Source organism: Streptomyces sp. NPDC031479, from assembly GCF_055581065.1.
This window is the reverse complement of record NZ_JBVIKC010000001.1, coordinates 102,028-114,480: the sequence shown is the minus strand read 5'-3', so window position 1 is coordinate 114,480 and position 12,453 is coordinate 102,028. Positions and strand designations below refer to the sequence as shown.

Annotated in this window: 6 protein-coding genes; 3 read left to right on the top strand and 3 right to left on the bottom strand. The window is 74.1% G+C overall.

Going from position 1 to position 12,453, the window contains the following annotated elements; translation table 11 throughout:
- Positions 1 to 72: 72 nt before the first annotated feature.
- Positions 73 to 3,618, top strand: a complete 3,546-nt coding sequence (gene cydD, locus ACZ5D2_RS00570; protein WP_468926180.1) for a thiol reductant ABC exporter subunit CydD — start codon at positions 73 to 75, stop codon at positions 3,616 to 3,618.
- Positions 3,619 to 3,642: 24 nt separating this feature from the next.
- Positions 3,643 to 5,379, top strand: coding sequence for a sensor histidine kinase (locus ACZ5D2_RS00565; protein ID WP_371677602.1), 1,737 nt, complete (start codon positions 3,643 to 3,645; stop codon positions 5,377 to 5,379).
- A 48-nt stretch (positions 5,380 to 5,427) separates the two neighbouring features.
- Here ACZ5D2_RS00565 and ACZ5D2_RS00560 read toward each other — a convergent pair whose 3' ends face one another.
- Entirely contained in the window at positions 5,428 to 6,306 is an 879-nt protein-coding gene (locus tag ACZ5D2_RS00560; RefSeq protein ID WP_371677601.1) for a Cof-type HAD-IIB family hydrolase, read from the bottom strand.
- A gap of 128 nt (positions 6,307 to 6,434) precedes the next feature.
- Here ACZ5D2_RS00560 and ACZ5D2_RS00555 point away from each other — a divergent pair, with 128 nt between their 5' ends.
- Positions 6,435 to 7,337, top strand: a complete 903-nt coding sequence (locus tag ACZ5D2_RS00555; protein WP_371677600.1) for an LLM class flavin-dependent oxidoreductase — start codon at positions 6,435 to 6,437, stop codon at positions 7,335 to 7,337.
- A gap of 63 nt (positions 7,338 to 7,400) precedes the next feature.
- Here ACZ5D2_RS00555 and ACZ5D2_RS00550 read toward each other — a convergent pair whose 3' ends face one another.
- Entirely contained in the window at positions 7,401 to 10,421 is a 3,021-nt protein-coding gene (locus ACZ5D2_RS00550; RefSeq protein WP_468926175.1) for a tetratricopeptide repeat protein, read from the bottom strand.
- A complete protein-coding gene (locus tag ACZ5D2_RS00545; RefSeq protein ID WP_468926172.1) occupies positions 10,418 to 12,340 on the bottom strand; it encodes an HSP90 family protein in 1,923 nt (640 codons plus the stop codon). Before ACZ5D2_RS00545 ends, ACZ5D2_RS00550 begins: the two co-directional genes overlap by 4 nt.
- Positions 12,341 to 12,453: the final 113 nt, after the last annotated feature.

Sequence of the window (12,453 nt, the reverse complement as noted above, 5' to 3'; positions counted from 1 at the left end):
CCGGGTCGCCCGTATCCGACGGACGGCCCGGGGCACCGGTTCATGCCTGACCCTGCCGAGGGGATGTTTCACGTGAAACCGATCGACCCGCGCCTGCTGCGGTACGCCCGCTCCACCCGCCTCTTCCTCGGGGCGGTGGTCGTCCTGGGGCTCGCCGGGGCCGGGCTGGTGGTCGGTCAGGCCATGCTCATCGCCGAGATCGTGGTCGGTGCCTTCGAGGAGGGGCTCGACGGCGGGGGGCTGCGGACGCCCCTGCTGCTGCTCGCGGCGGTGGCGCTGGGGCGCGGGCTGGTCGCCTGGCTCACGGAGCTCGCCGCGCACCGGGCCAGTGCGGCGGTCAAGTCGGAGCTGCGGGGCCGGCTGCTGGAACGGGCCGCGGACCTCGGGCCGGGACGGCTCGACGGTCACCGCACGGGATCGCTGGTGGCGCTGGCCACCCGGGGCGTGGACGCGCTCGACGACTACTTCTCCCGCTACCTGCCCCAACTGGGGCTCGCGGTGGTGGTCCCGGTGGCCGTCCTCGCCCGGATCGTCACCGAGGACTGGGTGTCGGCGGCCATCATCGTGGTCACCCTGCCGCTGATCCCGCTGTTCATGATTTTGATCGGTATGGCCACCCAGAACCGGATGGACCGCCAGTGGCGGCTGCTGTCCCGGCTCTCGGGGCACTTCCTGGACGTCGTGTCTGGCCTCCCGACGCTCAAGGTCTTCGGCCGGGCCAAGGCGCAGGCCGAGTCGATCCGCTCGATCACCGACGACTACCGCCGGGCCACGATGCGCACGCTGCGCATCGCCTTCCTCTCCTCGTTCGCGCTGGAGCTGCTCGCCACCCTTTCGGTCGCACTGGTCGCGGTCACCATCGGCATGCGGCTCGTGCACGGGGGTCTCGACCTGTACACCGGCCTGGTGATCCTGATCCTGGCTCCGGAGGCCTACCTGCCGCTACGGCAGGTAGGGGCGCAGTACCACGCGGCCGCCGAGGGTCTGGCCGCCGCGGAGCAGATCTTCGAGGTGCTGGAGACCCCCGCCCCCGCGCCGGGCGGCGGGGCGCCGGTGCCCGCCGACGGGCTGCGGATCGAGTTCGACTCGGTCGAGGTCCGCTACGAGGGGCGGAGCGCGAGCTCGCCCGGACCGGTGTCGTTCGCCGTCGCGCCGGGCGAATGCGTGGCCCTCACCGGGCCCAGCGGGGCGGGCAAGTCCACCCTGCTCCACGTGCTGCTGGGCTTCGTGACGCCGACCGGCGGGCGGGTCCGGATCGGGGACGCGGACCTGGGCGCGCTCTCCCTTGAGCAGTGGCGGGAGCGGGTGGCCTGGGTGCCGCAGCGCCCGCACCTGTTCGCGGGGACGATCGCCGAGAACGTACGGCTGGCTCGCCCCGGGGCTCCCGACGAGGCCGTGGAGGCCGCGTTGCGCGACGCCGGGGCCTGGGAGTTCGTGTCGGCCCTGCCGGGCGGGGCGCGGACTCCGCTCGGTGAGGGCGGGGTGGGCCTGTCCGCCGGCCAGCGCCAGCGACTGGCCCTGGCCCGGGCGTTCCTCGCGGACCGGCCGGTGCTGCTGCTGGACGAGCCGACGGCCGCCCTGGATGGTGGGACCGAGGCCGCCGTGGTGGAGGCCGTACGCCGTCTCGCGGTCGGGCGGACCGTGCTGCTGGTGGTGCACCGGCCGGCGCTGCTGGCCGTGGCCGACCGGGTGGTGCGGGTGGGCGAGGGGGCTCCGGTCCTGCCCGCGGACCGGGTACCGGCGGTGGTGAGCGCCCCGCGAGGTCCGGCGGTGGCCGATCCCGGGCAGTGGATCCTGGGTGCGGCGTCCGAGGGGGACGTGGTCGCCGGGGGCGGCGACACCGGGAGCGGTGACCCGCTGCGCCGGGTGCGGGCGGTGGCGTCGGCGTGGCAGGGCCGCTTCCGGCGCGGGCTGCTGCTGGGGGCGCTGGCCGTCGGCTGCAGCGTCGGCCTGATGGCCGTGTCCGGATGGCTGATCTCCCGGGCCTCGCAGCAGCCGCCGGTGATGTACCTGATGGTGGCCGTCACGGCGACGCGTGCCTTCGGTATCGGGCGGGCCGTCTTCCGCTACGCCGAGCGGCTCGTGTCGCACGACGCCGTGCTGCGGATGCTCGCGGATCTGCGGGTCGCGGTGTACCGCCGCCTGGAGCGGATCGCGCCCGCCGGACTGCGGGAGCAGCGGCGCGGGGACCTGCTGTCACGGCTGGTCGCGGACGCCGACGCCCTCCAGGACTACTGGCTGCGCTGGCTGCTGCCGGTCGGCACCGCGGTACTGGTCGGCACCGGGTCGGTGGCGTTCACCGCCTGGCTGCTGCCCGAGGCCGGGGCCGTGCTCGCGGTGGGGCTGCTCCTGGCCGGCATCGTGGTGCCACTGGTCAGCGGGGCCTGCTCGCGGGCCGCGGAGCGGCGACTGGCACCCGCGCGGGGCGAGCTCGCCACCCGGGTGGCCGACCTGCTGACCGGGACCGCCGAGCTCACCGTCGCCGGAGCCCTGGCCGACCGGAAGGGCCGGGCGCGGGAGAGCGACGGCGTGTTGACCCGGATCGCCTCGCGCGGGGCCGCCGCCACCGGACTCGGCAGCGGGCTGTCGGCGCTGGTGTGCGGGCTCACCGTGGTGTGCGCGGCGCTCGCGGGTGCGGGGGCCGTCGCCTCCGGACGGCTGTCCGGAGTGGCCATGGCGGTGGTGGTGCTCACCCCGCTCGCCGCCTTCGAGGCGGTCAGCGGGCTGCCGCTGGCGGTCCAGTACCGCCAGCGGGTGCGCCGTAGCGCGGAGCGGGTCTACGAGGTCATCGACGCGCCCGTGCCGGTCACCGAGCCCGCGGAGCCGGCCGAGCCCGCGGCCTCGCCCTTCCCGCTGCGGCTGACCGGACTGGCCGCCCGCCACCCGGGCCAGGAGCGGGACGCGCTGCACGGGCTGGACCTGACCCTGGAAGCGGGGCGGCGCATCGCGGTGGTCGGGCCATCGGGCTCGGGCAAGACCACCCTCGCCCAGGTCCTGCTGCGGTTCCTGGACCAGCGCGAAGGCGGGTACACCCTGGGCGGTGTCGACGCGCGCACCCTGGACGGCGACGACGTACGCCGCTTCGTGGGCCTGTGCGCCCAGGACGCGCACCTCTTCGACAGCTCGGTCCGCGAGAACCTGCGCCTGGCCCGGACCGGGGCGAGCGAGGAGGAACTGCGCGAGGCCCTCGCCGCGGCCCGGCTGCTGGAATGGGCGGACGGGCTGCCGGACGGGCTGGACACCCTGGTCGGCGAGCACGGGGAGCGGATCTCCGGGGGCCAGCGCCAACGGCTCGCACTGGCGCGGGCGCTGCTCGCGGACTTCCCGGTGCTGGTGCTGGACGAGCCGGCCGAACACCTGGACCTGGCGACCGCGGACGCCCTGACGTCGGATCTGCTGGCGGCGACCGAGGGCCGGACCACCGTGCTGATCACGCACCGGCTGGCCGGGCTGGAGGCGGTGGACGAGGTGCTCGTCCTCGACCGGGGCACGGTCGTCCAGCGGGGTGCCTACGCCGAGCTGGCGGCGGTCGAGGGTCCGCTGCGCGAGCTCCTGGAACGGGAACGGGAGGCGGACGGGGAGCTGGCCGAGTTTCACCTTGCTGACTTTCCCTCCTAAACGGGACTAACTAGTCTCAAGGGCATGTCAGCGCAGGAGTCTCAGGAACCACCGGACCCAACACGGGGAACTCCGGACCCGTTGGAGGCCGCCACCCGGGCCACCCGGAGTCTGCAGGGGCTGTCCACCGAGCTGACCGCCCGGGTCCCCCAACTCCTGGAAGCCATGCGCTCGGTCGGTACCGGGCTCGAACTGCACTCCACGCTCGACCGGATCTGTGAGACGGCCGCCGAGCTCGCCGACGCCCGCTACGCGGCGATCGGCGTCGTGGACGTCGAGGGCCGCGGTCTTTCGGACTTCGTCACCTACGGCGTCAGCGCCGAGCTGGCGCGGAAGATCGGGAACCGTCCGGACGGGCGGCGGGGGCTGCTCGGTGCGCTGATCTCCCATCCGGACACGGTGCACCTCGCCGATCTGGCGAAGGATCCGAGGTCGGCCGGGTTCCCCGCGCACCACCCGCCCATGAAGACCTTCCTCGGGGTGCCCATCCGGGTCCAGGGCGAGATCTTCGGCAACCTCTACCTCGCCGAGAAGAACGGCGGCGGCGAGTTCAACGACTACGACGTCCACATGGTCCGCGTGCTGGCCACCGAGGCGGGCATCGCCATCGGCAACGCCAGGCTGTACGAGGCCGCCACCCAGCGCGAGCGGTGGATCGACGGGTCGGTGGCCGTTACCACGGCCCTGCTGTCGGGCGGGGACGCGGACGACGCCCTCGCGGTGGTCGCCGAACAGGCCCGCCGACTGGCCGACTCCGCCGCGGGGATCGTGATGCTGCCCACGGAGGAGGGCGGGATGGAGATCGTGGCCGTCTCCGCCGAGAACCCGGCCACCTCGCTCGGCGTGGTCATCCCGGCGGAGAGCCCGGTGGTGGACAGGCTGCTGCGCGGTGAGCCCGTGTTCGTGGAGGACGCCGCCGGCGACCCGCGCATGATCAGCCGGCTCACCAGCCAGTACGGGCCCTGCATGATGCTCCCCCTGCACAGCGGTGGCCGGGTCCTGGGCGCCCTGGTCACCCCCAGGGCCCGCGGCGAGAGGCCGTTCACCGAGGCCGAACGGACCCTGGCCACGCAGTTCGCCTCGCAGGCCGCGCTCGCGCTGATGATGGCCGAGGCACAGCGCGACCGGGAGCGGCTCGCGGTGTTCGAGGACCGCGACCGGATCGCCCGCGACCTGCACGATCTGGTCATCCAGCGGCTGTTCGCCACGGGGATGATGCTGGAGGGAGCCCAGCGGCGGTCCATCGTTCCGGAGGTCCGTGACGGGGTGGGCAAGGCCGTGGACGAGCTGGACGTGACGATCCAGGAGATCAGGACCGCGATCTTCGCGCTCCAGCAGGGCCCGGCGGAGGCCCCCTCGGGGCTGCGCACCCGGGTGCTGAGGGAGATCAACATGGCCGCCGTGCCGCTGGGCTTCAAGCCCGCGCACCGCTTCCTGGGCCCGATCGACGCGGTCGTCGGCGAGCTGGTTGGCAAGAACCTGATCGCGGCCCTGCGCGAGGCCCTGTCGAACGCCTTCCGGCACGCGGAGGCCTCCCACATCGAGGTGGTGCTCGATTCCACGGTCACCCTGGACGACGGCCGGCCCGGAGTGCGGCTGGAGGTCGCGGACGACGGGGTGGGCATCGCGGAGGGCGGCCGCCGCAGTGGCCTGCGCAACCTGCGCCGCAGGGCCGAGTCGCTGGGGGGCACCAGCTTCTACGGGCCCGGCATCGCCGAGGACGGCGGCGGGACGACCCTGGTGTGGGAGGCCCCGCTCTAGGCCCTGCCGTCGAAGTCGCGCCCGGCCCGCGACTCCAGCCCTACCCGGTCACCCCGCGGAGCGTTCGGCGAGGATGCGCTCGATGACGACGGCGACCCCGTCCTCGTTGTTGGCGACCGTACGGCCCGACGCGGCCGCGATCACGTCCGGGTGGGCGTTGCCCATCGCGTACGAGGTGCCCGCCCAGCGGAGCATCTCCACGTCGTTCGGCATGTCCCCGAACGCGACCACCTCGGCGGGCGAGATACCGCGCTCGGCGCAGCACCGGGCCAGGGTGCTGGCCTTGGACACGCCGAGACCGCTGATCTCCAGCAGGGCGGTCGGGCTGGAGCGGGTGATCGAGGCGTAGGCGCCGGCGGCCGAGCGGGCCAGGGCGAGGAACTCGTCCGGTGCCAGTTCGGCGTGGTGGGCGAGCAGCTTCAGCACGGGCGCCGCCGTGTCCTCGGGCTCCTCGTGCAGCAGCTTCTCGGCAGTGGCGACCGTGGCGCCCGGGCTCTCGAAGAACGGCGGATAGGCCGGCTCGTAGTTGATGCCGGTGGTCCGCTCGACCGCGAAGGAGGTACCGGGGGCGGCCTTCCGCAGGCTTTGTACGACCGTCAGTGCGGTGGCCCGGGGCAGCTCCCTGACCTGCACGAACTCCCGGTCGGCGTGGAGGTCGACGACGGCCGCGCCGTTGGCGCAGATTGCCAGGCCGTGGCCCTGGACGTGATCGCTGACCACGTCCATCCAGCGGGCCGGGCGGCCGGTGACGAAGAAGACCTCGATCCCGGCCTCCTCGGCGGCGGCGAGCGCGGCGACGGTGCGGTGCGAGACGGATTTGTCGTCGCGCAGCAGGGTTCCGTCGAGGTCGGTGGCGATGAGCCGGGTCACGGGGGTTGGCCCGTCCGGGCGCTGGGGAGCCGAGGTCACCGCTCCATCTTCGCCCATGGTCCCGGGCGCCCAGGCCAGACGGTGGGCAGATGTTTCACGTGAAACACGGCGGCGGGGGCCTGGAGTGGCGGGGCGCGTGGTGCGGAATGTGCGGTTGGTGCGGAGGCGCCCGTAGGCTCGAACGCATGAGTCTGCGTCTGAGCACTGTCATCCTCCCGGTCCGTCCTTGGCACGAGGGCGGGCGTGACCAGTGGGAGCGGGCCGAGCGGCTCGGGTTCCACACCGCCTACACCTACGACCACCTGACCTGGCGGACCTTCCGCGACGGCCCCTGGTACGCGGCCGTGCCCACCCTGACCGCTGCCGCCGCCGTCACCGACCGGCTCCGGCTGGGCACGCTGGTGACCTCGCCGAACTTCCGGCACCCGGTGACCCTGGCCAAGGACCTGATGACGCTGGACGACGTCTCCGGCGGGCGCATCACCCTCGGCATCGGCGCGGGCGGCAACGGCTTCGACGCGTTGGCGCTGGGCCAGGAGGAGTGGAGCCCGCGCGAGCGGGCGGACCGCTTCGCCGAATTCGTGCCGCTGCTCGACCGGCTGCTGACCGAGAGCGCCCTGACCCACCACGGCACCTTCTACTCGGCCGTGGAGGCCCGCAGCATCCCCGGCTGCGTGCAGCGCCCGAGGCTGCCGTTCGCGGTGGCCGCGACCGGCCCGCGCGGGGTGAAGCTCGCCGCGAGCCACGGTCAGGCCTGGGTGACGGCCGGTGACCCGAAGGTCTTCGAGGGGACGCCCGAGCAGTCGCTGGAGGCCCTGCGCGGCCAGGTCGGCAAGCTGGAGAAGGCCCTGGCGGAGATCGGGCGCGAGTCCGACACCATCGAGAAGGTCCTGCTGACCGGCTTCACGCCGGAGCGCGGCACCATGCTGGAGTCGGTGGACGCGTTCGTCGACTTCGCGGGCCGTCACCGCGAGCTGGGCTTCACCGAGATCGTCATCCACGCCCCGATCCCGGACTCCGACTTCGCGGCCGACGAGGCCGTTTTCGAGCGGATCGCCACCGAGGCGCTCGCCCAGCTCGAAGCCTGACGAGAGCCGGTGGCCCGGCCGGGACCCGCCGCGTGGCGGGTCCCGGCCGGGCCGGTCGTGTCCTCAGGCCGTCAGGTGGGTGAGGACCCGCTCCGCCTGCGGCAGCAGCCACTCCGGAGCGGTTCCCTCGGGCAGCTTCCCGACCTCCTCGATCAGCGCGGCGATCCGGGCGGCGCCCGCCGTCGGCCGTCCCAGCTCCTGATCCGTCCAGGCGGCGTTGTTCAGGCACTGGAAGCGTTCCTGGAGGTACGCGGACCCGAGCGCGGAGTAGAGCGCCGCCGCCCGCTCCCAGAGCCCGACCTCCTCCAGCCGCAGCGCCTCGATGCCCGCCGCGCCCAGCGTGCCCCGTGCAGGGGAGCCACCGCTTCCGTCCCGGCCGTCCTCGGCCTCGTCCCCGTCCTCGACGGGGAGTTCGGCACTGACCCGCCGGTCCAGTACCTGTGCCAGCTGGTGCCAGGTCTGGGCCAGCTCGGACCGCAGCTCCGGGTCCTCCGGGTCCAGGGCCAGGGCGCCCTCCAGGACCCCGGCCGCCTCGTCCATCCGGGTCCGGGCGGCGGCCGTCGTCACGTCCGTGACGGCCTCGCGCAGCCCCAGCCAGGCCAGCGAACGCAGGATCCGGGCCTCGGAGACGACGGCCTCCCCGGTCAGCCGACGCAGTTCCAGGGCACGCTCGTAGGCGGCGACGGCCTCCTCGGCCAGGCCGGCGTCGGAGAGGCAGTCGGCGGCCGCCTGGGCGAAGCCCGCCTGCGGACGCGGGTCCTCCCAGCCCTGCACCAGCTCCGCCGCCAGCAGGAACTGCTCCGCGGCGCCCCGCGCATCGCGCAGCTCCCGCAGCAGGTTGCCCAGGAAGTCCCGCGCCGAGACGGCCTGGCCCTCACCGTGCTGGAGCAGGTCGGCCAGCGTGGACCGGAGCACTTCCGCCGCGTCGGCGGTCCGGCCCTCACCGGCGTAGGCCCGGGCCAGCAGCAGCCGGGCCTGGGCGCCGCCCTCGGAGGTCAGGCCGGCCTGGTCGAACCAGTGCGCCGCCGTCAGGGCGTGCTCGGCGGCCTCCGCCGCCGAGTCCCGGCGCAGCAGGACGTCCGCGAGGGTGATCCGTACGATGCCCTGCTGCTCGGCGTCGACGACCTCGGCGGCGTGCTCCAGGGCGGACCGCGCCGCTTCCTCGGCCTCCTCGGTCCGCTCCAGGGACACCAGTACCCCGGCCCGCAGTACGAGCGGGTCCACGGCCTCCCACGGACGGTCGGCCTCGATCACCCGGGCAGCGGCGGATGCCAGCAGGGGGAGGGCCCGGTCGGTGTCGCCCGCGGAGAGTGCCAGCCGGCCCAGCATCTCCTCGGCCTCGGCGGTCAGGTCCGCGAGGTCCGGTCCGTAGGCGGCGACGAACGCGCCGAGGTCGGCCACCAGCACCTCGTGGCCGTGCTCCTCCCCGTGGCCGTGGCCGTGGTCCTGCGTGCGCGTGGCCTCGACCGTGCGCAGGTACGACTCCACGCGCATCGAGGACAGCTCCGCGAGCGCGATCCGCCGGGTCCGCAGCGGTTCGGCCGGGTCCAGTGCCTCGGCGGCGCGCAGGGCGGTCGCCAGCAGTTCCCGGACCCGTTCCGGCTCTTCCCCGGACTGGGCGGCGGCGGTCGCCAGCCGGAGCTCGGTGAGGGCCACGCGCTCCGCCCGTCCCAGTGCCCGGTACCGGTCGCGGACGTCCGCCAGCAGTTGCGGCGCGTCCTTCGCGCCGGCCCGCGCGGCGGCCAGGGCCCGCTGGTCGGCCACGTCGGCGGTGACGAGCGGGTCCGCCTCCGAGGCGGGGAGGGCCGAGACCCGTACGGCCACCTCCGCCCACAGGGCTTCCGCCCCCGGGTGGCCCGAGTCGCGTGCGGTGCGGGCCCGCTCCACGAGGGCGTCGAGGCCGGCTCCGGGAGCCTGCGGCCGGGCCGGGGCCACGGCCGGCGCGGGGGTCACCGGCACGGTCCGGGGCAGTCCGGCGCTGCGCACCCCCAGCGGGAGGACGTCGAGCAGCGGTTCCCGCCCGATCCGCTCGCGCAGCTCGTCCGAGACCCGGCTGCTGCCGTTGCGGGCGTCGAAGCGGGCGGCGATCGCCAGGGCCTGGCCGTGGAGGATCCCGTACAGCTCGTCGACGGTGCGCGGGGTGCCCTCGTAGGGGACGGACAGGTCCGTGCCGTGCCCGAGCCGGTGCAGCCGGCGCAGCAGGACGAGCGCCCCGCCGAAGAACTCCATCTGGGTGTCGACGTCCGCGAGCGGGACGAGGTGGACGGCGTGTTCGGAGAGGATCTCCAGACCGCGGGCCTCGTTGCCGGTCAGGGCGCAGAACTCGATGTGCTCGCCGATGGAGCGCAGCAGGCTCTCCTTGCCCCGGGCCAGGCGGTATCCCCGCAGGTGGTGGGAGCGGGCCTCGTCGGCGCGGCCGAGCCGTACGAGGGGCAGCAGGGAGCGCGCGAGGACCCGGTGCGGCTCCTCCATGCAGGTCTGGCCGCCGCCGAGGACCGGCTCCCAGACCTCGATCGCCTTCGCGTCCTCGCCCCGGTCGGCCCAGAACCAGCCCTGGGTGTGGGTCTCGCAGGCGCGGCAGTCGCTCATGGCGTCGCGGTCGGCGGCCCGCCAACGGGCGATGGCCCGTTCGGCCCGCTCGCGGTCGCCGGTGGCGTGGGCCAGGTAGAACTCGGACTGGCGCACGGCGCGTTCGCTGTACCCGGCGATCCGGTAGCGCCGTTCCATGTCGTCGAGCCAGCGGGTGACCGTCTCGATGGGGATCTCGGGGGATTCGACGATCCGGCCGGCCACCCACTTGAAGCGCCAGAACAGGGCGTGGGCGTGGCCGCTGTCGAAGGCCGTGGGGTCGCGGTCGTACTCCTGGAGGAGGCGGGCGAACGGGATGACCATGCGGGTGCGTTCGGCGCTGTACTCGTAGGCGTCGATCTGGGTGATCAACGCGTGGCGGAACAGCGCGGGGTCCCCGCTGACCTCGGCGGCGGCGGTGAGGGCCTCGGCCTGCGCGTTGCGGGCCGCGCCGTGGGGCAGGCCGCGGTTCTGCTGCAGTCCCTGCCGGATCTCTTCGTTGGTCATGGCGGTCACTTGTCGTCCTCCTGGGCCTGGGTGGGGTGGGTCGCCCATTCCAGGAGCCCGAGGAAGGCCCGGTTGAGCAGGGTGGAGTCCGCCGGGCGCAGGGGTCGCTGGGACATCAGCAGGGCCTGCCCGTACAGGGATTCGACCGCCGTGCCGGTCAGGGTGGGGTCGGGGAGGCCCGCGATGCGCCTGATCAGCGGGTTGTTGTGGTTGAGGACCAGGCGGGCCCGGGGGCCGGAGCCGCGCAGGGAGCCGAGGATGCCGCTCCACAGGGAATCGGCGTTGTCGAGCGCGGCCGTGCGGTCGCGTTCCTGGCGGGCCTGGCGGTCGTCGAGGTAGAGGGCGGGGACGGCCACGGGCTGGAAGGCACGCAGCACCACGTCGCAGCTGTGGGACTCCAGGCGGGTGCGGGCGGTGGCCAGGAAGCCGGCGAGGGCCAGTTCGACCTCGGTGGCGACGGGGTCGAGGCGTTCGGTGACGGCTCCCGCGTCGAGCTCGGTGACCTTGAGGTCCGGGCGTACGGAGGGCAGCAGCGCCAGCAGGTCGGCGTCGTAGGTGTAGCCGGCGTTGATGACGCCCAGGCCGTGGGCCGCCGCGATCGGGGCGATCTGGCGGAACTCCTCGACGGTGCGGGTGAAGTGGATGTCGGCGTGGGCGGCCGCGAACTCCTCCAGGCTCATCGAGCCGTCGCTGGTCTCGAAGGGCAGCCAGGGCAGCATCAGCGCGAGCAGCTCGGCGTCGTGCCTGGCCAGCGACTTCACGCCGAGGTGGTGGACGCTCAGGAAGGTTGCCAGCCGGTCCGGTTCGCCGACGGCGAGCTCGGCCAGCCAGGCCCGGACGCGGGCGCCCAGGGCTTCGCGTACGGCGGCCAGGGTCTCGTCGTCGTAGAGGTTCTCGCGGGATGCGGTGGGGCGCAGCGTGTCGGTGTCGAGGACGACGCGGACGAAGAACGCCCAGTCGGGCAGCAGGTTGTCGGCCTGGTCGGTCAGCAGCATGCCCTTGAGGTGGACGCGGTGTCCGGCCCGGTGGGCGGGGCTGGTCGGTTCGGGCAGGACGTACGCGACGCCGCGGATCCCGGCGACCGGCAGGTCGAGGTCGATGCTGTCGAGGGGGGTGAAGCCGAAGAGCGCGGCGCAGTGTCCGGCGAGCGCGACGCGGCGGGCGGCCGGCGTGGGAAAGGGGCGGTCCCACACGGCGGGCCGGTCGGTGACGGGGCGCGGGGCGCCGCCGAGTCCGTCGTCGAAGGTGATCTCGTGGGGAAGGAGGGAGCCGTAGTCGCGGGCGAGCCGCTCGACCCTGGCGGGTTCGGTCCACTCCTCGGCGCCGGGGCGGGCTTCCAGGTGGACGGTGGTGCCGGGCTCCGGGCGTGCCTCGTGGGGCAGTTCGCGCACGGTGTACGAGCCGTCGTCCGTGGCCAGCCATTCCACGGGAGCGGCCAGGGGGTTGCGGGCGGAGCGGGTGACGACCCTGATCCGGCGGGCGACGACGAAGCAGGCGAGCAGGCCGATGCCGAACTGGCCGAGGAACTCCTGACGGGTGGTCTCCAGGCCGCGGATGTCGGGGTCGGTGCCGTTGCCGACGCGTTTGGAGCTGCGGCCGATGGTGGCGAGGAGGGAGTGGGCCTCGGCGGCGGTCAGGCCGATGCCGGAGTCCTCGATGGTGACGCGGCCGGCGGACGCGGAGAGGCGGATGCGGACCAGGGCGCCGGGTTCGTGGGCGTGGCGGGCGGTGACGGCGTCGACGGCGTTCTGCAGGAGTTCGCGGACGTAGACGCGGGGGCTGGAGTAGAGGTGGTGGGAGAGCAGGTCGACCAGGCCGCGCAGGTCGACCTGGAAGTTGTTGACCTCGGCTCCGGTCGCGGCTCCGGTCGCCGCTGCGGCTTTCGTGCCGCCGGGGAGGTCCGGTGAGGAAAGGGAGTCGGACGTCATGGGGTGTCACCTCGCGTGGTCACAGGGATGGTCGGTGATCGCGAGGTGCCCCCCTCACTGATCCCGGAACGAGAACAGATTAGGGGGATGATCCGACAGTCTTCCGTGAATTC